The sequence below is a fragment of the Fontibacillus forbon genome, from assembly GCF_046559655.1.
Lineage (GTDB): Bacteria > Bacillota > Bacilli > Paenibacillales > Paenibacillaceae > Fontibacillus.
In genome coordinates, this window is record NZ_JBKGFV010000001.1 from 1,288,639 (window position 1) to 1,310,306 (window position 21,668).

The following is a 21,668-nucleotide window of genomic DNA, read 5'->3' on the forward strand; positions in this document are numbered from 1 at the left end:
AGAGGGACATTAGAGTGTTTACCCTTCAATTAAGATGCTGTTAAGAACGGAATAAACAAGAGTTTTCCATAGAAAAACAACGGTAACAACGAGCATTCGTAGGATATTTATCATTTTTCGCCTACATATGGGCTGCATTTAACTTTTAGGGACGGAATCCCTTTTTACAAACGAAACATCACCGAGTATGATTCTTACCATATATCCAAGTGAATCCCGGGAGATGCGCAACGCCGTTTTGTACCCCGGTAAGGAGTGGCAGAAATGCAGGAACCGATACCCTATTATTTTGGAACCCATCCTCATGTGCTGGAACCGGCAAGTCTGGAGTATACCAACTTTGGAGCGTTTTGGTATGAAAAAGACAAGCGACGGTATATCGTCGGTTATGGATATGGCGCAAGCCAGATCGACAAGCTGTCTCAATTTTGCAAATCTTCAGCCTACTTTACATGCACCGATCAGCAGGTGATTTACGATATTTACAGAAGCATCAGAGATAAACAGCAAGCCCTAGATTGGTCGATGCGTAAAAGGCTTTCGTTACTGTCCGCCTTTAAAGAACCCTGGAGGAATATGGATGAGGGCTGGTATATTCTGCAATCCCGCAACCGGTTTCCGCTTCATTTGTCCGTTGTGCGCCGAAAAAAATATGGCGTTTGGCTGGAGCATTCGGCGGTTTGCGAGAATGAAGCCGAGCTTATGGAGTATATAGCTAAGGCTAAACAAGCCCACGGGCTGGTCTCCATTAAACCTATAATCCAAGGAGGCAACGCCTATGAATAGTGCCAGGATTTCACGAATTGAGCTCTTCGCATTTGACGCAAAGCCTTCGTTTACTAAAAAGCCGCTACAATCCGGATGTCTTTATCTGGTTTTGCGACTGAGCTGCGGAGAACAAATCTCTTATGGGGAATGCTTGGTTCCCAAGAAGGATAACGGAATGGATTTAATCAAGTGGGGAGCGTTTTTGAGATGCATTCACTTTTCTACACCTGAGGAAGGATTCATGGCGGTGCGTTTCCATGAACGGGAATGGACAACAAGCCAACTTGAATTGCTGCAATCCGCCTTATCCGGATTGCAGCAACCTTGGAGCCACCGGTTTAAAATCGCAGTCGGTTCTGCGGGCCAAGAGTATGAAGTAACCAGCTCCATTCCCCGTATGGCCTGGACATCTTATCTCTTAAACCGGCGGGCCGGAGATTTGAGTTTATCCCGATTGATTGAAGAATCGGTTTCTTATTTCTCCATATTGTCGTAAGATTTCCTGGATTCGGTTCCATCGAGGACCTTAGCCATTCTATATAACGAAAAAGCCGGCTTATTGATTTCGCCGGTAATCCGGTAACCCATACGTTCATACAATTTAAACGCAAGCCTGTTCTCTTTCCTTACCGTTAGAGAACATTTGGTAAAGCCATGCGATAAGGCTTGTTTCTCCGCAAACTCAAGAAGGCGCGTACCGATTCCCAGTCCCCTGCTTTCCGGCAAGGTAGCGATAGTTCCAATATGGAATTCGTCATTTTCTCCTTCTTTCAAGGTAACGATTGAATACAGTAATTTGAGATGCTGAAGATTATAGCCGATAAGGCCAAGCTTACGGTGAATAAGCAGTTGTTTGAAAGTTGGCCAAGCAAGGCGTTTTAACAACTTAACCGGATAACAGGTGACCATGCCCAATGTCTGATTCCCTAGTCTGGCTTCAAAAGCAAATTGGTGGCTGAAGCGGTTATCTTCCGACTTCCACAACTTACGAAACGTGCTTAAAATGATGCTCTTTTTTTCGGAACCCGCTAAGGTGTACGCCATATCATGTAACGCGAGCTGATTGAGTCTGGCACCTATGGAGGATCGGGCATCCGCCTTGACGATCCATATTGGTTTTGTGTCCGGCATCATTTTACGGATATCCCTTCCACTATGACGTTTATCGAACCGATGTTTAATCCGGTAACACCCGCGACAGCCTCCCGGACATTATTCTGCAGCGCTTGAAGCACATCCGATATCTTTGTCCGATACTGGATGACCACGCTTAAACGGATATCAAGTCCCCGATCCGCTTCTTTTAATTCGATCCCATTTTGTACGCTTTTACCGTTAATCCAGTTGGCCAGGCCTTCCACAATTCCGGATGACATTTTGGCTATCCCACTGGTCGAAATTACTGCTTTTCCGACAATTTTATAAATAACTTCCTTCGAAATTTTGATCTTTCCCATCGGATTTTCAATGAACATGTAAATCCCCCCTCTTTACTTGGATTGAGCATGTTAGAACTAATGTCTAACCTGTAAATCATAAAAATGATAGATACATGTATCATATGATTTAATATTATATCACGTGTATACCCCAGTCAAATTTCTTCTTCGTTGGACACCAACGATAAAAATCCGAATCCGAAACCTCAAAAAAGCCTGTCCGAAAGAATCGAACAGACTTGTAAGTTATCACATGGGAATTCAATGGTGTTAGTCCTTAACTTTAAAACCATTGTAAAATGTATCCACCACCAATCCGGCAGCGGATTTTCCGGCTATATGCCCTTCTATCACCTGTTGCCAGGTTAAGAAAAGAAGCGAATACAGAACGTTAACCATCCAGGTTCGATCGAGATCCTGCCGAAAATACCCCTTCTGCTGGAGCAAGCGGATCGCATTCAGTACAGGCTCCTGAAGCTTTTGGTACTCCTCTTCAATCTCCTTGTTGTAATTGACGGTAGCATCATGGGCAAGAAAATATATTTTGTCTCCAAGAGGAATCAGGGCTTCGATCAGTTCAGGAATATAACTCTCACAATTCTCCTCATTCAGCCGGACGTTTGCCATCGTTTGGCTTACGACCTCAATGGCACGAAAGCCCAGGTAAATCATTAATTGCTCCCGGCTCTCCACATACCGGTGCAAAGTGGCGACACCGATTCCGGCTGATTCGGCAATTTCATGCATGGAAGCATTCGGCTTATCGATTAACAATTTGGTCGCTTCGTCCAGTATCGCGTTCAATCTGGTTTGTTTGATGGATGTCAGTTCCTTTTTCATCTATGGCACCTCTTAAAGAGAGTTGGTCTTCATTTCTTTTGTTGTCTATCATTTGATAGTATATCATATCGTTCCCCCCTCCCTACCATAACTATAGGTTCCCATCGTGGAATGTAATCCTTGATCAGAAAGCGCCATATTTTTAATCTTCGGAATTAGATATGCTTCATCTGGTAAAAATACACTTGATCCTCATCCATAACCAATGATTCCAACGATCCCGGGGTGAATTAAAATGTGGTCCGACTTTTTGTCCTTAATGCCGAATTGGAACCTGGTCATACAGGCATTTTTACTCCTGGCTATCCCGGTTTTGTTGCTTATCGTGTCAAAAGCGATCCGGAAATCCGTAATCACCACTTACGCTTTAAAACCTGACCGCCCTTCCTTACCCCAAATCGAAAACGGCTTGGCCAACGTACCCATAACGGGATTGTACGATTCCGATATCGAAGCGGTCCGAAATACGATCGGTGACCAAGCGGATGTCCGGATCCGGGAAATCGTGATTCGCGGAACACAAACCCGTGCCGCCCTTATCTATGTTGAAGGTTTGACGGATAGCGATTTGATCGATTCCCATCTGATAACGCCGTTAATGCTCCGGGGCGTATCGGAAGAAGATCACGCCAGCTTCCTCGATTCCTTGAGCGCTTATTTAAAAGAACGGCTTATTCCTGTCAGCGAAGTCCAACAAACTTCCTCGTTCCAAACCTTTGCGGAGGGGGTTTTGTTCGGCCAAACCGGGCTTCTTGCGGAAGGTCTGCAAGAAATGCTTCTAATCGGAGCCGCCAAAGGCAAAAGCAGGAGCCTCGAAGAGCCCATGTCCGAAGCTCTTCTGCGAGGGCCGCGAACAGGGTTCACGGAGCGGATCAGCGATAACACGGGCTTGCTGCGAAGGCATGGTCAGAACAGCAGTCTCATCCTGACCAAGTTAGAGATTGGGGGCCGCGTGAAGAAGGAACTGATTTTAGCCTATATGCGGGATATCGCGGACCCGAAACTGGTGGAAGAGGTCACGACCCGTATTCAAAAAATCGAAATCGACGATCCGCTCGAGTCGGGTTATATCGAACAGTTAATCGAAGACAATGTGTTAAGCCCGTTCCAGCAATTGCAAAATACGGAACGGCCCGACCGGGTCATTGCCGGATTGCTGGAAGGACGGGTAGCCATTTTGCTGGACGGCACGCCTTTTGCCCTTGTTATGCCGGTGACCTTCAGCATGCTGCTGCAATCTCCGGAAGATTATTATGAACGTTGGCTTCCGGGATCATTTATGCGCCTTCTGCGTTTTCTGGCCGCCCTCTTGGCGTTGCTCGCTCCGGCGCTGTATATTTCGTTCATCTCGTTTAACCCGGGACTTATTCCCACAAAGTTGGCGCTCTCCATTATAGAGACGCGGCAGGGCGTGCCGTTCCCCTCGTTTATTGAAGCGCTGATCATGGAGGTCTCCATCGAGATATTACGAGAAGCAGGCATCCGGCTTCCGAAGCCGATCGGACCCGCGATGGGCATCGTCGGAGGTCTGATCATCGGCGATGCGGCGGTTAACGCCGGCATCGTCAGTCCCTTTCTCGTAATCGTCGTTGCGGTAACCGCGATATCCTCCTTTACCATTCCGGTATATAGCGCCGGGCTCACGCTGCGCATCCTCCGGTTTACCGGAATGTTCTGCGCCGCCACGTTAGGACTGTTCGGCGTGGTCATGTTCTTCCTGTTGATTTGCAGCCATCTCGTGCGGCTAAAGAGCTTCGGCGTCCCTTACGTAACCCCTATGGTGCCTTACGGATTTAGCGACTGGAAGGATTTGTTTGTTCGCGTTCCGTTGAAAATCATGAAGAAACGTCCAGTCATGTTTAATGCAAAGGATAATGATCGAAGAAATTAGAGTGATGGATGTAATCCGGAAAGAGGTCGGGAAACATGAGCGGCACGAACAATAGCCAAAAAGACCAGATCACCACTTCGCAGACTGCCGTCATGATCATTAACTATATGCTGGGTGCCGGAATCCTTACCCTTCCCAGAACGATGGTGGAAGCAGCCAAGACACCTGATGTTTGGATATCCATCCTTATTTCCGGGATAATCATTTTGGCATCCGGTTGGATCATCGTGAAGCTGTGCAGCCGATTTCAAGGGCGGACTTTGTTCCAATTCTTGCCCGAGATAACGGGAAGAGGAATCGCGTTCATCATAAGTTTAGTGATCATCAGTTATTTTCTGGCGATTTCCGCCTTTGAAATCCGGATTATGGCGGAAGTGACCGGTTTTTATCTGTTGGAAGGCACGCCTGCCTGGGCCATCGTGATGACGTTCATGTGGATCGGTCTGTATTTGATTTTGGGCGGCATCAACTGCATCGCCCGTCTTTACGAAATCATTTTGCCGATAACGCTTGTGTTTTTCCTGATAGCAATCCTGCTCAGCAGCCGTATATTCGACATCGATAATTTAAGGCCGGTACTGGGATCGGGCATCATGCCGGTACTGAAAGGAATCAAGCCTTCGCTGTTGTCCTTTACGGGTTATGAAATCATGCTCGTCGCTTTGGCTTATATGAAGAATCCCGGTAAAGCCAATAAAGCCATGGTGGCCGGAGTTGCGGTGCCTGTCGTCATTTATTTGATCACCGTCTTTATGGTCATCGGAGGCATGTCCATCAATGGACTGGAAAAGAGAACCTGGCCTACCCTGGACCTGATGAGAAGTTTCGAGGTGCAAGGACTCATCTTCGAACGCTTCGAATCCCTGCTGCTGGTGATTTGGATCATGCAGATTTTCTCGACGTTTACGGTTACGCATTATGCAGCCGCTCTAGGCTGGTCGCAAATGTTCAAAAAAAATATCCGGCCTTTCCTGTTCGCCATGCTCCCTGTCATCTACTTGATCGCCATGATTCCTAAAGACATTAATCAGGCATTCAAACTCGGTGATATGTTCGGCAATGTCTCCGTCTATTTGTTCGGAGGCGTACCGCTGATCTTGCTGTTCATTAGTATCCTCCGCAAGAAAGGAGTGAAACCGAATTGAAGCGATACCTCCACTTCTTGGTGCGGATGGCCGTTGCCGTGTTGCTGGTGTTGAATACCGGCTGCTGGAGCAGCAATGAAATTGAAGATGTCAGCGTTTATATTGGACTTGGGCTGGATGTAGCCGAGGAGTCAAAATTCGAGCGGGATATCGAAAATCAAGGGTCGACGTATCCGAAGAAAAAAATACTGACAGCAACGGTTCAAATCGCCCCCCCGATCACGGGCAAAGGCCAGAAGCAAGGCGGCGGTTCGTCGATTCCTGGCCAGCCTTATCAGAATGAAAAACTGACGGGAGATTCCATCATCCAAATTTTCCGGCAGTTCGCGCTGCGAAGAGACCGTCCGCTGATTGGACATCATCTCAAAGTGATTGTCGTTTCCTCCGAATTGGCCAAGCGGTACAGCCTCGAACAGATTTTCGATTTTATTCTGCGAGATAATGATATCCGGCCCAGTTGCCTTGTGTTGGTTAGCCATCGGAACGCCAGCGAGGCACTAAGCTCGAACGAGCCTGGTGAAATTCCCGCCTTATATCTCGCCGGACTTGTTGATAATAGGTACAGGTCCAGTAAAATCATTCCTCCAGTGACACTGATCAAACTGGACAGTGCGATGCAGTCCGGCTCCAGCTTTTTACTGCAAAATGTAGTGACTGCGGAAAGCGAGCACAAATTTTCGGGAGCCGGTATTTTTAAAGGCAGCACCAAAAAGTGGATCGGTGAACTGAGCCAGTACGATCTGGAAGGGTTATCGTGGTTTTCGGCCGACGTCAAAGGCGGGGCGATCAAGACCTACGCAACAGAAGGATATACGATTACATATGAGCCGAAAAATTCCAAAAGCAAGATCATCCCCAAGGTCGAAGGTAACGACATATCGTTTCATATCAAAGTTTCCTCCGAAGGGCGTTTAATCGAGGATTGGAGTTTTCCGGAAATTCCTTCTACCGAAAAGTACATGCACAAGTTGGAAGTACAATTTGAAAAACAAGCCCGCAAACAGATCCAACAGGTACTGCACAAAATGCAGCAAGTATATCGCGTGGACGTCGGAGGCTTCAACGAGCAACTTCGCATCAAATACCCAAAAGTTTGGAACCGGGTCAAGGAGGATTGGGATGAAACCTTCAGCAGCATTCCGATTACTTATGAAGTAGACATGAAAATAACGGACTTCGGATCCTCCACGGACTGACCATCTAATCAGCAACTCAAACCTTCGGCACCTCGATCGTTGTCATGGCGCTGCGCTTCTGCTCGTCATTGATATGCGTATAGATCATTGTCGTTTCGATCGAAGCATGGCCCAGCAACTCTTTGACGACACGGATGTCGACGTTGTTATTCAACAACAGCGTGGCAAAGGAGTGCCGCAGCTTATGGCAGGATAATTTCATATCGGTCATATGGGGATGATCCTGCTTAAAAGCTTTAAAGACTTGCGCCGCAATCTTTTGAATCTGACGGATCGATAATCTTCTCCCTTTCTGAGACACAAAAAACGCTTCTTCTTTCGAACTATAAGGCTGAATGCGTTCCTCAGTCACTTTGGCCAGATAATCAACGACTAATTCAGGAAGTGGAATCTCATTCCATTTCCGGCCTTTGCCTAACACTTCGAGCGTTCCCTTTTCTTTTTTAAAATGTGTAATATTCATTCGGTGTACTTCACCAACGCGCAAGCCGCAATACCCCATTAATAGAAAAACGGCTAAATTTCTATTTCGAAACCGGCCCTCCACATAGGTAAGTACTTGTTTTAGCTCCGTTTCCTCCAAATAGACCGGAATTTTATTTTTCTCGGTCTTTGATTTCTTAACCTCTAAGGCAGGGTTTCTTGTGGCAAGCTCAAAATCGATCAATGACGCATAAAACGACCGGATTGCCGAAAGCGTCCGGTTCCTCGTTCTATCGCCGGCCGATTCTTGTTTGGACACCAGAAAGCTGACGACATTCAATTTACCAGCCTGTTGCACGGGCAAATCATCCAGGGAGGATAAATAATCATAAACCTCTCTCATGTATTCTTTTCTCGTGGTCTCGGTATAACCCGACTGTTTCATCCAAATCGTAAAGGCTTGAATGGGTTCTGAATAGGCTTCTTCGATGTCATATTTATTTCTCAATGGAATCCCCCGTTAAATATTATCTTAAATACCTTTATATGTATGCTAATAATAACAGGCACTTATCCATTCTCATCGGAACAAATCGATCTGAACCGAAAGTGCGCAAAATACGTGTTTGGCGTACTTATTATAGCACCTAATTTGCAGAAATAAAAAACCTTTCGATAAACAGATTTACTGTTTATTGAAAGGTTTTAAGGATCTTACATGCTCATCGACGCTGCGGCTGCAGCTTCTGTATTTTATCCCCACGGGATTACCCCCGTGAATTACGTCAACAAATAAGAGTTTCGCTTCATATGCCCTGCCTCTGTTCATTCACCCTTTTCTTCAGAAATCGTGTCCTCGGGCTTTTCATTTCATAGAATAGCGTAATGGCGGTTTGAGCACTTTCTGGCGCAAGAGGTGAAGCGATGATTTTATTGGCAAACGGACATCCACCTAAAGATTATTATCGTGACATTTCCGAATGGGATCTGTCAGCGGAACGGGAAGGAACGCATGGTGAATACGGGGAAGTAATTCCGTTTGATTTCGGCGGGGTAGCGGAGTTTGCGGCGCCCAAAAGTATTGAAACGTACCTCCACCCCGATCTGACGCCTTACCGTCTGCGAACGTTCGGTGGATATTTGGCGATCATTCCGGGCGGTAAGGTATGGGGCTCTTCAGGTGCGATATTGTCGTCTGAGAGAAAGCTAATCTTTGATCTGTCGCAGGAATATGACGCTAAGCAATACAGAATGCTGGAAGCTGAAGAACATCCGGTGTTTCACCGTTGGAACGAGCCGGAGCTTCAGGATTTGAACGGGACGGCGGCCGTTTTAACGTTTTGCGGAAGCTATAATTATTTTCACTGGCTGTATGATGTTCTCCCCAGATTCGCGATGCTTCAGGCGAGCCCGGTTCCTTATTCCGCTATCATTATGAATCCGAATCCTTACGGACCTTTCGTGGAGCAAACCTGGTCGATGTTGGGCATATCCGGCGACATGGTCATTCGGGCAAGCCCCGAGTTGTACATCCGGCCCAAGCGGTTGGTCGTCCCGTCCTTGATGATGAATTCCCATTATCCTCCTTGGGCCACGCAGACACTGCGAAGATTAATGCTACCGTTTAGAGATACGGGGCTTACCGTCCCCGAGCGTATTTATATTTCGCGCAGCAAAGCCGACACGCGGCGAATAGTCAATGAAGATCAGGTGATCCGCTGTCTGGAAGAGTACGGCTTTGCATCGGTTTGCCTTGAGGAATATACAGTTGCCGAGCAAATCCAACTGTTCGCCGCGGCCAAGGCGATTGTGGGACCGCACGGTGCCGGACTGGCCAATCTTGCTTTTTGCTCTCCGGGAACCCGGATCATCGAGCTGTTTCATAACGAGCATATTGTTCCGACGTACTGGATGATCAGCAACCATAATGCATTGGATTATTACATGCTTTACGGAAGGGGATGTCCTGATCCCGCCATTCGTTTTAAAGGCCTTGAGGATATATACGTGGATACGGAGCGCCTGAAGCGTACGCTGCAGTTGGCGGAGCTTTGAAGAAAAAAACAACCGTTTCGCGATCAGCGAAACGGTTGTTTCTATCATTTTGATCTCTGATTTACATTTCAAATCCCTCTACCCTTTTTTTTCCAGCGAGCGGTACATCAGGAACAAGAAGTATGGAGCTCCGATCAGCGTGATGAACAGACCTGACGGGATCTCCGTAGGCGCCATCACGGTTCTTCCGACCGTATCGGCCAGGACAAGCAGCAATCCGCCGAGCAGTCCCGACAAAATGATCGACCGCCGCGTGTGATGTCCGATCATCATCCGCACCGCATGCGGCGCCATCAGTCCAAGAAATCCGATCGTTCCTACGCAGGCTACGGCTCCCGCCGCAAGCAGAACGCCGAGAATCATCGCGAACAATCGCGTGCCCCGGACCTCCAACCCGAAACCGGTCGAGCTCTCGTCGCCAAACGCCAGCAGATCGAATTTTCGTCCCAAATAATAAGCCAGCGGCAGAAGCACAAGCAGAAAAAGAAGCAGGGTATAAAGCTGGTTCCAACTCCGGCCGTAGGTCGAGCCGGTCAGCCAAATATAGGAACTGTTGCTCCAAAGACTTGCTTTGACGATCATGACCTGGATCCCGGCAGAACCGATAGCCGAGATGGCGATTCCGAGCAGAATGAGCACGGAAGGATTCAAAGCTTTGCGCCAGGCCAGGAAAAATACGAAGGCGGCCGCGATAATCCCGCCCGCGATGGCCGCGAACGGCACTGCGACGATCGTTAGTCCCGGCCAAATGACCATGGCGATCATCGCGCAAAACCCGGCACCCGAAGTCACGCCGATAATCGAGGCGTCCGCCAGCGGATTGCGCACGGCGCTTTGAATCAATACGCCGCCGACGGCAAGTGCGATCCCGGCTGCCGCAGCCACAAGGGTACGCGGAAGCCGGATATTCATCAAAACGGAATATTTTTGCTCTCCCCCGCCGGTAATACCGGCCAGCAGTTCGCTGACTGGTATTCTCGTTCCCCCGAACGACATGCTTACAATAATGGTAACCAGGAGCAGCACGGCCATTAATAACGCCAGCGGAGCAAACCGCATATGCTTGGCGGCGGCTCCTCCTATACTCATGGACGACTGCCCTTCGCCCGAGCCGGATATATTTTTAACCTTAGTGAGCACCAGCCAAATGAGCCACGGCGCTCCAATGACCGCCATGACCGCCCCGACCGGCATCTCCCCCACACTGCTCCGAACCATGCGCGCCAGCGTATCGGCGGCCGTAATGAGCAGCGCGCCCCACAAAGCGCTTGCGGGGATCAGTAAGCGATGCTTGCGGATGCCGCTGAGCCGGACAAGATGCGGCGCCACCAGACCGACAAAGCCGATCGGGCCGACGACGCTGACGACAATCGCGGCCAGCAGGACCGATATGCCGAGGCCCACCGCCCGGGCAAGACCCACCCGCTGACCGAGCGAGCGGGCGGTCGACTCATCAAGCTCCAGCATATCGAACTGTCTGCCCAGTAATATCGCCGCCACGAGCAGTGCAAGGACAAACGGCCAGGCAAACACGACGCCGTCCCAATCCAGCTGAATCAGGGAACCGGCGCCCCAAAGAAATAAATTTTGCGTTTTGGTTTGATTGAAAATATGTAGGGCCGAAGTAAACGCTCCGAGCACCATAGATACGATCATACCCGATAATGCCAGCCGGACCGGCGTGGACGCCCGGCCTCCGCCTAAGAGATAAGCCACAAGCGCAGCCAAAAGTCCGCCTACTACCGCCAGCAAAAACGGAAACTGCTGCTGTGCGACCGGAAAGGCAACCATGCCCAGGACCACCATAAAATAAGCTCCGGCGTTGATGCCCAGTGTATCCGAGGCAGCGAGCGGGTTCTTCGTTATGGTCTGCAACAAGGCGCCGGCCGCGGCAAGAGCCGCCCCGGCCAGGATGCCGATCACCGTACGCGGCATGCGAATTCCCCAAAGCAGATTGTGTTCCATTACATCTCGGCGATGCAGAAGTCCATCCACCACGGTGGCCGCCGGGATGTTGGCTTCTCCAAATCCGAGGCTCACAGTAAAAAGAACGAAAAGGGCGGCAAAGCCGCCCCCAAATATTAAGATTAGACGCCAAGTCATTCCGATTGAGGCTGTATCGCCGCTACTCTTTCCATTCATCAACAAGCACTCATTTCGTCAATGTTTTTACAACTTCATCCACGATCACTTTGGAGGAAACCGGACCGCCAAAGACCCAGGTCGTGCTGTCCAAAGCGTAGGTACGGTTCTCTTTGACAAAATTAAGACCGTTCCAAACCGCATTATCCTTGAGTTCTCTGGAGAAGACATTATCATCTTCTTGGACGATATATAACAGATTCGAATCCTGAACGGCTGGCAATGCTTCAACGGTTGAAGAAGTAAATCCGTAAGCCTCAAAGTTAGTGGGCTTCCAGTCGTTCTTCAAACCGACCCGATCCAGCGTTTGTACGGCAAGCGAGTTATCCATGAACAGGCGCAGCGTCGCCGCATTCTGGTAACTAAACGCCTGGGTCAGCACATAATTCAATCCGTCCTTGCCGGCGGCGGCCAGCTTCTCCTTTGCTTCGGCATAATGAGCATCCAGATCGGCTAGAACCTTTTCGCCTTCCGCCGTTTTCCCTACAGCTGCCGCAATCGTTTTGAAGGTATCCTCCATAATCGTATACTGATCGCCTTGACCTTCCTTTGGATACAGGTCGAACAGCAGCGTCGGCGCTATGCCCTTTAATTGATCATAAATCGGATCATGACTATCGGAAACGCCGATAATCAAATCCGGCTGCAGCGCGGCAATCGTCTCAAGATTCGGCTCGTCGCGCGTACCGACGTCCGTCACGTTTGCATCCAATGGAGCTTCGGAAGTTACATAGATGCCATAGTTTTCGTTATCGGCGTTCCCCACAGGCTGCATACCAAGTGCGATAATGTCTTCGGTATAGGTCCACTCCAGCACGACGACTTTTTCCGCAGGCTTATCCAACGTAATCTCGCCTTTGGCGTCTTTCAGGACAATAGGTCCGGCCGCTGCTTCATTGCCGGCATTTGCGGCACCTTCATTGGCGGCATCGGCATTCCCGCTTGATCCTTGGCCGTTCGTTTGATTCGATCCACATCCTGCCACCACCAGTACGATCGCGGCAACCAGGAATAAACTCCATATTCTTTTGTGCATCTCTCTTCCCCCTGAATTTCGATATGAGTTCTTAATAATAATTATTATCGTATAAATGATAATGATTATCATTCCAATTATATTAGAAATCATATATGCAAATTCATGAAAAGTCAAAGATTAAATAAAATTTTGATATAACTACTTTGATCTCCCATCAAACTCATCAAAAAAAGAGCGGTTCCCTCTATTTAAGAGTGACCGCTCTTTGACACAACTTCATTTTGAATTTATTTTACGAGATGACAAGTTACATAATGGCCCTCGGAAACTGGTTTCTTCTCTGGTTTAACGGTTTTGCATTGATCCATGGCAAAAGGACAACGCGGATGAAACGTGCAACCTTTCGGCGGGTTCAGCGGCGAAGGCACCTCACCTTGAATCGACAGCATCTCTTGTTTTTGCTCGGGCGTTTCCGGAATCTTTAGAATAGAATTGAGCAACACTTGCGTATAAGGATGGGTCGGCGCTTGGAACAACACATCCGCTGGCGCTTGCTCAACCACTTCTCCCAGATAGAGCACGGCAATCTCGTCACTTAAATATTCGACGACCGCCAAATTGTGCGAAATAAATATATACGTAAGATTAAAATCATCCTGCAGATCACGCAGTAATTGAATGACCTGAACCTGAATGGATACATCAAGCGCGGATACCGGTTCATCGCAAATAATCAGCTTCGGATTAAGCGACAATGCCCTGGCGATGCCCACGCGTTGCAATTGTCCCCCGGACAGCTCATGCGGGTAGGCATATTGTATTTCATATGGTAAGCCGACACGCTCAAGCAGTTCAATGACACGTTCACGCCGGCTCGCTTTCGTTCCTATTTTATGAATCGCCATCGCGTCTTCAATAGCATCGCCTACCGTCATTCTCGGGTTCAAGCTCGCTCTGGGATCTTGAAAAATAATTTGCATATTCTGACGCAAAGCGCGCAGTTCCTTTTTCTTGACATTAGATAGATCGATTCCATCAAAAAGGATCTTGCCCTTGTCCGATTCCAACAAGCGCAGGACCATCCGCCCTAGCGTTGATTTTCCAGAACCGCTTTCACCCACGATTCCCAGCGTTTTCCCCGCCTCCAGGGTAAAAGAAACATTCTCGACGGCATGAAGCTTTTTACCTTGGACACGGAAGGTTTTCGAGACATTTTCTACTTGCAAAAGCGGATTAGACTGCATAGGAAGCGACCTCCTCTGCATAATGACAGGCAATATAATGATCTAACCCATAGGTGCGCAGTTCGGGCACATCGCTAAGGCAACGCTCTCTTTTAAACGGGCAGCGTTCGGCAAAGGGGCAACCGGCCGGCGCTTCCGTTAGTGTCTTTGCAGTCCCTGGAATAGGCATAATCTCTTTGCCTTTGTGACCGACTTCAATGATGGAGCGTTTTAACCCGATGGAATACGGATGCGTCGACTCACGAATGAACTGATCCGTCTTCGCCATCTCCATGATTTGGCCTCCGTACATCACGATAATCTTGTCGCAAAAGTTGGTGGCTAAACCAAAGTCGTGCGTCACCATGACCACGCTCATCCCGCGCTTTCTGCGCAGCTCCTGCAGAAGTGCGAGGATTTGCATTTGGACAGTCACGTCAAGTGCCGTCGTCGGTTCGTCGGCAATCAATAACTGGGGTTCACAAGCCAAGGCAATTGCAATCATGATGCGCTGGCGCATTCCCCCGGAAAATTCATGAGGATAACTCTTGAACCGGGAGTGCGGGTCCGGAATCCCCATTTCCTGCAAAAGCTGAATTGTGCGGTCAAAAGCTTCTTTCCGACTAGCGTATTGATGCGTCAGCATGGCTTCCATTATCTGATCCCCAATCCGCATAATCGGGTTCAAACTGGTCATCGGATCTTGAAACACAACGCCGATGTCGCGCCCGCGAATGTCTTCCAACTGCTTTGGACGTAATTTGAGCAAATCTTTACCTTGAAAGATGGCCTTGCCCGACGTAATTTTTCCGTTTTCGCGCAGCAGTCCGATCGAAGACATTAATGTGACGGATTTGCCTGAACCACTTTCACCGACAATGCCAAGCGCTTCATTTTCATTAATTGAAAAACTAACGTCGTTTACGGCATATACTTCATCTTCGCTTCTGGAGAACTTGACCTGAAGGTTCTCAATCGAAAGCAGCGGTTCACTCATGTTAATTGCCCCCCTTCGGACTGAATGCTTCCTGGAGACCGTCTGCTACAAAAAGAAAGGAAAGCAACGTGATCGCAAAGATGCCCGCCGGGAAATATAACAGCCATGGGAATCCGAGAATATTCTCGCTGGCTTGGGCAATCATGCTCCCGAATGAAGGAATCGGCGGCTGAAGCCCCATGCCAAAAATACTTAAGCCGGCAATCTGAACGAGATCGCCGGGAATGCCGAAAGCAAGCGCGACTCCCATGCTGCCAATAACATTCGGCAACATATAACGTCTGGCAATATGCGCCTGTGAAGCACCTAAGGCTCTTGCTGCTTCCACCATCTCGCTGTCCCGCATACTTAGCACTAAACTTCGGATCAATCTCGCATAACCCGCCCAGCCCGGTATCCCGATAGCCAATATCAGCGATAAATAACCGCGGCCTAACATAATAACCAGGATCAAGGCAAACAGAAAGCCCGGCAGCGTCATCATGAAATCTACGGCACGCATAATAATCATGTCCGCGATTCCACCGCGTAGGCCTGCCCATAATCCCAATATAACGCCGATAACAAAGCTGACTAACGTTGCTCCCAAAGCGATAATCAGTGCGCTGCGGATACTGTACAGGATTTGGCTAAACATGTCATGCCCCACATTATCCGTACCAAAAATATACTTCCATGAAGGTGCTTGATTAATGGCTAGAAAATCGCCCGTGCGGTAATCATGCGGGGCCACCCAAGGCCCGATGATACCGGCCAGGCAAAAAATAGCAACCCAAACCAGACCAATAACGGCAAGGCGATGATTTTTAAAGCGCTTCCAACCTTGATAAAACTGTGATCTGCGAATATTTTTCTTTTTCTTTAGGACAACGTCTGAATGAGTTTTTGCAACTGTGCCTGCCAATTGCTCCCCCTCCTATGATCGTATAAATGCTTTGTTGATTATAATTTGATGCGCGGATCAATAAAGGCATATATGATGTCGACCAATAAATTCATGATCATAATCATGGATCCCAGCAGAAACACGGATGTGATGGCAAGCGGGAAATCGAAGCTGGTGAATGCCGTTTGCATTACCTGTCCAAGCCCCGGAATTGCAAAAATTTGTTCTACCCAGATCGTTCCCATTACGGTAAAAGCAAATTGCGGTCCAATGACGGTGATCATCGCGGTCAGTGAGTTTTTGACTCCATGTTTCATGATCATCGGCCAATATTTGACTCCCTTAGCTTTTGCCGTACGAATGTAATCGGACCTCAGGGTTTCAATCAAGCTTCCGCGCATATACCTGGCAACCACGCCGATGTTCGCGGCGGATAAACAAATTATGGGCAAGACCGCTTCCTTCCAATGTCCCCAACCGGTTATCGGCAATATCCCTTGAAAAACAACGCCGAATAACAAAACCAAGATAACCGCAAGCACAAACGCCGGAATCGCTTGACCCGCCAAGGAGACGGTACTGACGAGATAATCGACCCAGGTATTCCTTTTAAGCGCGGCAATAATGCCTAGCGGAACTCCGATGACAACAGACAGAAGAACAGATCCGAAGGCTAAGATGGTGCTAACCGGTAAGGTCCGTTGCAGCTGCGATGCTATGGACAAGGACGGATTTTGCATCGAGTTTCCGAAATCAAAAGTTAATTCATGCCATACATACTTCAGAATCTGCTGATATAAAGGCAAATTCAGTCCGTAACGACTTTGGAATTGTTCCATGACTTCCTGATAAAGGACAGGGTTTTGACCTTGCAATGGGGCCAGCGCCGTTGCCATTGTACTGGTATTCATAAAACCGCCCGGCGAAAAATACATCATGATATAGCTAACCGAAATGACCAAAATTAAGGTGATAATGATTTGGACGATGCGCTTCGAGATAAATTTCAATATGGCCATTATCGAGCCTCCTTTACCAATTCGAGGGCACCAGAATAGGTGCCCGCGACTGGTAATTATTCAAGTTAGTATAATTATTCTACATTCAGGAAGTGAAGATTATAGAAGTTACCCCAGGCCCAAGGATTCGACTGCGCCCCGGTAATACCCGGTTTTACAAGGTAATACTGCATTTGATAAAACAGCGGGATGTCATAAGCGTCATCCAACAGCGTATTGACAAGCTTGGCGGCAATCGGAGCGGATTCTTCGACAGTCAAGCCATTCACGAATTGAGCTTGCCACATTCTCTGATCCCGTAATTTCTCCGATTCCGATGTGATTTTGTCATAATAAACCAGAACATCCAGGGCGTTTGGATTGAGTTTACCCCCTGGCGCATTCGGCGCTACGAAGGTCCATGCCGTTACAAAAGCGGCATGTTTCTCGTCGTTGGTCTTGGCGTTTTTCCATACGTTCACGATTTGTTCCCATTGCTCGGTAAGCGTCGGCACTCCCTCTTGCTTCAAATAAGGCTGCCATTCTGCCGGTTGTTCGGTAACCCACTTATCATGGAAGGCAATATTCTCTTCAGCCGACTTTACTAAAGCGGCCCAATCGCTCCATTCCACGCCTGCTTTCGGATCTTCCGGATTGCCGTATTGTTCGATGGCAGGTTTATAATAGACCTCTTTGCTCCAGTCTACGAATTTTTGCGTAGCCTCGAGCGGAGCGTCCAACGTTCCTATGGAATATAGTTGTTGGGTGGCCCCCATATCCAAGGTTCCCGGTTCGCTCCAGTTCGTAGCGCCGGATGACAGGATAAAGCCTGGTTTCGCATCGGCTTGCGGTCCGCTGTACTGGTAAGCATTAAATTGCGCTTCGTTCAACACCGTGACTTCCGTAGTGATTCCCAAATTTTGCTGCAATAGTTGACCAAGCGCCAAGGCGATTTGCTCACCCTGAGGGTCGACTTGTTTTACGCCAAAATAAAGCGTTAGTGTCGGCAGGCCTTTGCCTCCCTCGTAACCGGCATCCTTCAACAGCTGCTTGGCGCCTTCTAGGTCTTCGTCAATTCCCTTCAGCAGCTCTTCTGTCGGCCAACCCGGCGTGGAAAATATGTTCGTTGCTCCTCCCATGCCGTTCAATACCGAATCTACGATCGGAGCGCGCTGAACCGCTTTGGCGATAGCCTGACGTACTTCTTTTTTATCATAAGGGGATTCTGTAAGCGGATTGCTCCACGCCAAATATCTGATGGAATAGTTCGGCGCCGAATAAACCTGAGATTTTAGGTCCGTTGTCTTCACGTATTGTAAATCCGAAGCGGTCTGAACGAGAACAAAATCCGCCTGACCCGACATGTAGTCTTGAACCGGAACCGTGGTCGCCGGAAGCACGCGGATCGTCTCGACGTTTCCGTGATTGAGTTGACCCTCGACACCGACATAATTAGGATTACTTACCATGACAAGTTCGCCGTTAGGAATAAACGATTTCACCATGTAAGGACCGTTACCGACGAAATTTTCCGGCTCAAACCATTTGCCCGGATGCGCTTCGGCATTCTTTTGATTCATCGGCATCGAACCGGCAAGTACCAGACTTCCCAATAGCGCATGAGGCAATGTCGTTGTGATTTCCAGCGTATAGTCATCGATAACTTTCAACCCAACTTCTTCTTTACTTACAGCACCGGCATGATATGCGTAACTGTTCTTCACGAAATTGAGTACGCTAAGCCATAGCTGCCCGGTCGTATTGGCCGGATCCATTTGGTACATATAAGAATAATAGAAATCATGCGCCGTTACCGGATCGCCATTAGACCATTTGGCATCTTTTCTCAATGTAAACGTCCAAGTGTTTTTATCCTCGGAGACGGTATACCCAGTCGCGATTTTCGGTACGATTTCATTGTCTTGATTGTATCCATAAAGTCCTTCAAGCAAAGTCCCTTGCCCTACGAGAATTTGTCCCTGCCATTGCGTCGGATCCAAGGTCGGCATCTTCGGATTGAAAACGGTTACCGTACTTCCCGGCTTAATTTCAGGATCGGATGTGTTTTTGTTCTTAGGCGACTGCTGCCCTAAATTGTTTGTGGTGTTGGTCGCATTGTTGCTTTTATTCGCTTCGTTCCCATTGTTGGCATTAGCATTATTGGAGGAATTGCCACTACAAGCAGACATGGATAACAGAACACATGACAGAATCAAAGCCAAAATTGCCTTCTTCCTTTTCATCCTCAAACAGCCCCCCGTTATTCATCGATTATTCACCTAACAAGTTATAATTTGTTATTATATAAGTTATTTTTATGTAACCAATATTCGTTCACCTCCAAGTAAAATCAGAAAATCGTTAGGTAGTATATCAAACCTAATAATTTCCTATAAAAGTAAAATATTGAGCTAATACAATAAGTAATCGCTTTCATTTTAGTTTCCGATACATTTTATGTCAATAGAGTATATTGTTGATTTGTGGATTTGTTAGGAAAATTATTTATGTTATCTATAACATGATATTCAAAAGCGGATATTTTAGAATAATTAATTTAGCATAATATCCATAAATTACACAGTCCGGAAAATAACAAAGAGCTTTCTACTAGTAAAATTATGTGAAGTCATGCCGAACAGACGCCCTCATTTATAGAAAGGCGTCTGTTATTCCATTGACTTCGTTTTCCGCGTCATATCTTGTGGTTATTCTAAAACACTAAACTTCTGTTGAAGCATGACTCCCAATTCTTCAGTTGAATTCCACACTATCGGACGGATATCTTTTATTTGTACATGAAGGATATCGGCATCAAGGCTGTTCACGGTCCATATTACCGGGATGTTCAAACCGAGCGCATATCCCGCCGCAAAATATACCTCGGGGGATTGACCGGTTAAATCGGCGATAATCAGTTTACTGTCCGCTATAAGTTCTAAAGAATATTTTTCACCGCAATCCGTTTCCGTATGTGATAGCATGCGAGGCTGATAACCTAACTGTTCGATTTTTGGCAACAGCATTTCCTGCCACTCCGTGCGCATAATCTCTTCATCCGCAACGAGTACGAAGCATGGCTTTAATTTTTGTCCTCCTAAACTTGCCGTCGCACGTGTCCATCCTTTTTCCGTAAGCTGAAAGGACATGCCCTCCCTGATTAGAAGCTCCTCGCCTCTTAGCATATCAATAATATAGACCAATTCTTGCTGATTAGGAGAATACGTCAGATTATAGTTGCCGGAAAGTGGATGAATGATAATCGGTTCCCCAGGGACATTGACATGTCTCTGCATATATTGCAGCAAGCGATTTCCTTTATCGTCCACAGTCACAGGGATTTTCGGGGAATTTGCAATGGATTCCAAATCGTCGATGGCTAGAGTGACCTTTTCACCACAATCTGTAAGCTCCCGGATATATGCCGATATCAAATGAAATAGCTCCCGTTTCTTTTGGTGCGGGAACGAATGGATAGGTTCGTAACTGTCTTTCCGTATACTATAAAATCCGCCAGGCGAACAGGCACAGCCTAAGTATCTATCGTAATCGCCTTCTTGATTTGTAGGGACAATCTGATCGCAGAACAAACAGCGTTTCTTAATCATTACACTCATCACCTCTCATAAATGGCTATCCTCTACCTTACCAAGATTCCATCGAAAAATGGACCGGAAGATAATTCCTTTATGAGAGCATTAAAGTTTCGGTTCTTGAATTCTACGAATTATTCTCCGGATCCAGCCTACGATTGTGGGAAGCAGAAACAAAAGAGCAATTCCGGAGACGATGGCATATCCGATCCGCGCTTTCCTTTCCTCCGTCAACATCACCTCAACGCTTGGTCCGATCAAAATCATGCTTTGCTCTTCCTTGCCGGGTAAGTCGAACGACTTCAGTCGACCGTTTACAGCCCGGCCGATGACTGTGACTTGTTCCCCGGGCGTCACGGCATAGTAGCCGTATGCCGTTTCTTTCGGGATTTCCACCAATAGCGGCCGGGATGATCCTCCTTCATAAATATTAGCCAATTGTTCCTCTTCCACGGTGTTGAAATCCAGAGGAAGCCAGTTCGAGTAGAAACGGAACCATTCAGCCTGCACGTTAACACCATCTATGTTGAAGCTTCCCGAAACGATCGGGCGACGTTCTTCGGTCCGTTTGTAATCGCAGCCGCTTTTGCTGCATTCCCATAGAAATTTTTCCTTTTACAGCAATGCATACCGATTCCGAAGCTTACCCTCATCGGTCACAGCGGCTACTGCATCGACTCTACCGACGAGCCGTATGATACCGTTCGTATCTGGAGTCACCTGAGTGACCGGACGCGCGTTTGATATGATCGATGAGAGCCTGGCAGAATCCCAATACAGCAGCAATAGGCCAGCTAAAATTATAAAGCCGAGGAACTTTAAAAAAATCAACCAGAATGGAGCGAATCCGCTTTTTGTTCTGGTCTTTTTTTGCCGTCTTTTTACCATAGCATTCATCCTCCCTTCCAACAAAGCTTTCTGAATTAGTCTATCACACGACTATGAATGCGGATGAAGGCATGAAATTGGGTAGGCCTTTTATAAATTATGGGTTATATATATTAGTGCTATATCCATGCAGGCGAATAATTAGGAGGAATCCTGAATCCGTTTTACAAGTATTGTATGAAGAGGAACGCATCAAAGAGGTAAA

The 21,668-nt window shown here is 47.6% G+C and carries 20 protein-coding genes; 6 read left to right on the forward strand and 14 right to left on the reverse strand.

Annotated elements, in window-relative coordinates; all coding sequences use genetic code 11:
• Positions 1–264: 264 nt before the first annotated feature.
• Positions 265–786, forward strand: coding sequence for a hypothetical protein (locus tag ACLB09_RS05955; protein ID WP_410768830.1), 522 nt, complete (start codon positions 265–267; stop codon positions 784–786).
• Positions 779–1,264 carry a hypothetical protein gene (locus ACLB09_RS05960; RefSeq protein ID WP_410768831.1) on the forward strand — a complete coding sequence of 162 codons (486 nt, stop codon included), beginning with the start codon at positions 779–781 and terminating at the stop codon, positions 1,262–1,264. Before ACLB09_RS05955 ends, ACLB09_RS05960 begins: the two co-directional genes overlap by 8 nt.
• Here the strand turns inward: ACLB09_RS05960 and ACLB09_RS05965 are convergent.
• The 3 genes from ACLB09_RS05965 to ACLB09_RS05975 all read right to left on the reverse strand — a co-directional run bounded on the left by ACLB09_RS05965 (position 1,243) and on the right by ACLB09_RS05975 (position 3,047).
• Positions 1,243–1,902: a GNAT family N-acetyltransferase gene (locus tag ACLB09_RS05965; protein WP_410768832.1), complete on the reverse strand. Its 660-nt coding sequence runs from the start codon at positions 1,900–1,902 to the stop codon at positions 1,243–1,245. The genes ACLB09_RS05960 and ACLB09_RS05965 overlap by 22 nt on opposite strands.
• A complete protein-coding gene (locus ACLB09_RS05970; RefSeq protein ID WP_410768833.1) occupies positions 1,899–2,243 on the reverse strand; it encodes an Asp23/Gls24 family envelope stress response protein in 345 nt (114 codons plus the stop codon). The genes ACLB09_RS05965 and ACLB09_RS05970 overlap by 4 nt, the downstream gene beginning before the upstream one ends.
• Before the next feature lie 234 nt (positions 2,244–2,477).
• Entirely contained in the window at positions 2,478–3,047 is a 570-nt protein-coding gene (locus ACLB09_RS05975; protein ID WP_410768834.1) for a TetR/AcrR family transcriptional regulator, read from the reverse strand.
• Positions 3,048–3,282: 235 nt separating this feature from the next.
• Here ACLB09_RS05975 and ACLB09_RS05980 point away from each other — a divergent pair, with 235 nt between their 5' ends.
• From ACLB09_RS05980 to ACLB09_RS05990, 3 genes are read left to right on the forward strand one after another with little or no spacing between them, the layout of a single operon-like run.
• Positions 3,283–4,938 carry a spore germination protein gene (locus tag ACLB09_RS05980; RefSeq protein WP_410768835.1) on the forward strand — a complete coding sequence of 552 codons (1,656 nt, stop codon included), beginning with the start codon at positions 3,283–3,285 and terminating at the stop codon, positions 4,936–4,938.
• A 35-nt stretch (positions 4,939–4,973) separates the two neighbouring features.
• Complete coding sequence (locus ACLB09_RS05985; RefSeq protein ID WP_410768836.1) at positions 4,974–6,083, forward strand: spore germination protein; 1,110 nt, start codon at positions 4,974–4,976, stop codon at positions 6,081–6,083.
• Complete coding sequence (locus tag ACLB09_RS05990) at positions 6,080–7,279, forward strand: Ger(x)C family spore germination protein (protein ID WP_410768837.1); 1,200 nt, start codon at positions 6,080–6,082, stop codon at positions 7,277–7,279. Before ACLB09_RS05985 ends, ACLB09_RS05990 begins: the two co-directional genes overlap by 4 nt.
• Before the next feature lie 16 nt (positions 7,280–7,295).
• Here ACLB09_RS05990 and ACLB09_RS05995 read toward each other — a convergent pair whose 3' ends face one another.
• Positions 7,296–8,210, reverse strand: a complete 915-nt coding sequence (locus tag ACLB09_RS05995) for a tyrosine-type recombinase/integrase (protein ID WP_410768838.1) — start codon at positions 8,208–8,210, stop codon at positions 7,296–7,298.
• Between the two features lie 416 nt (positions 8,211–8,626).
• Between ACLB09_RS05995 and ACLB09_RS06000 the strand changes: the two genes are divergently transcribed.
• Positions 8,627–9,757: a glycosyltransferase family 61 protein gene (locus ACLB09_RS06000; RefSeq protein ID WP_410768839.1), complete on the forward strand. Its 1,131-nt coding sequence runs from the start codon at positions 8,627–8,629 to the stop codon at positions 9,755–9,757.
• Between the two features lie 78 nt (positions 9,758–9,835).
• Here ACLB09_RS06000 and ACLB09_RS06005 read toward each other — a convergent pair whose 3' ends face one another.
• The 10 genes from ACLB09_RS06005 to ACLB09_RS06050 form a co-directional block, all read right to left on the reverse strand.
• Positions 9,836–11,899: an iron ABC transporter permease gene (locus ACLB09_RS06005; RefSeq protein WP_410768840.1), complete on the reverse strand. Its 2,064-nt coding sequence runs from the start codon at positions 11,897–11,899 to the stop codon at positions 9,836–9,838.
• A gap of 10 nt (positions 11,900–11,909) precedes the next feature.
• A complete protein-coding gene (locus ACLB09_RS06010; protein WP_410768841.1) occupies positions 11,910–12,935 on the reverse strand; it encodes an ABC transporter substrate-binding protein in 1,026 nt (341 codons plus the stop codon).
• 230 nt (positions 12,936–13,165) lie between these two features.
• Complete coding sequence (locus ACLB09_RS06015) at positions 13,166–14,122, reverse strand: ABC transporter ATP-binding protein (RefSeq protein ID WP_410768842.1); 957 nt, start codon at positions 14,120–14,122, stop codon at positions 13,166–13,168.
• Positions 14,112–15,098, reverse strand: coding sequence for an ABC transporter ATP-binding protein (locus ACLB09_RS06020; protein ID WP_410768844.1), 987 nt, complete (start codon positions 15,096–15,098; stop codon positions 14,112–14,114). The genes ACLB09_RS06015 and ACLB09_RS06020 overlap by 11 nt, the downstream gene beginning before the upstream one ends.
• Position 15,099: 1 nt before the next feature.
• On the reverse strand, positions 15,100–16,002 hold the full coding sequence (locus ACLB09_RS06025; protein ID WP_410768845.1) for an ABC transporter permease: 903 nt from the start codon (positions 16,000–16,002) through the stop codon (positions 15,100–15,102).
• A 38-nt stretch (positions 16,003–16,040) separates the two neighbouring features.
• Positions 16,041–17,003 carry an ABC transporter permease gene (locus ACLB09_RS06030; RefSeq protein ID WP_410768846.1) on the reverse strand — a complete coding sequence of 321 codons (963 nt, stop codon included), beginning with the start codon at positions 17,001–17,003 and terminating at the stop codon, positions 16,041–16,043.
• A 74-nt stretch (positions 17,004–17,077) separates the two neighbouring features.
• On the reverse strand, positions 17,078–19,225 hold the full coding sequence (locus ACLB09_RS06035; protein ID WP_410768847.1) for a peptide ABC transporter substrate-binding protein: 2,148 nt from the start codon (positions 19,223–19,225) through the stop codon (positions 17,078–17,080).
• A 465-nt stretch (positions 19,226–19,690) separates the two neighbouring features.
• Positions 19,691–20,590, reverse strand: coding sequence for a hypothetical protein (locus tag ACLB09_RS06040; RefSeq protein WP_410768848.1), 900 nt, complete (start codon positions 20,588–20,590; stop codon positions 19,691–19,693).
• A 90-nt stretch (positions 20,591–20,680) separates the two neighbouring features.
• Positions 20,681–21,085 carry a hypothetical protein gene (locus ACLB09_RS06045; protein WP_410768849.1) on the reverse strand — a complete coding sequence of 135 codons (405 nt, stop codon included), beginning with the start codon at positions 21,083–21,085 and terminating at the stop codon, positions 20,681–20,683.
• Positions 21,086–21,190: 105 nt separating this feature from the next.
• Positions 21,191–21,463 carry a hypothetical protein gene (locus ACLB09_RS06050; protein ID WP_410768850.1) on the reverse strand — a complete coding sequence of 91 codons (273 nt, stop codon included), beginning with the start codon at positions 21,461–21,463 and terminating at the stop codon, positions 21,191–21,193.
• Between the last annotated feature and the right edge of the window lie 205 nt (positions 21,464–21,668).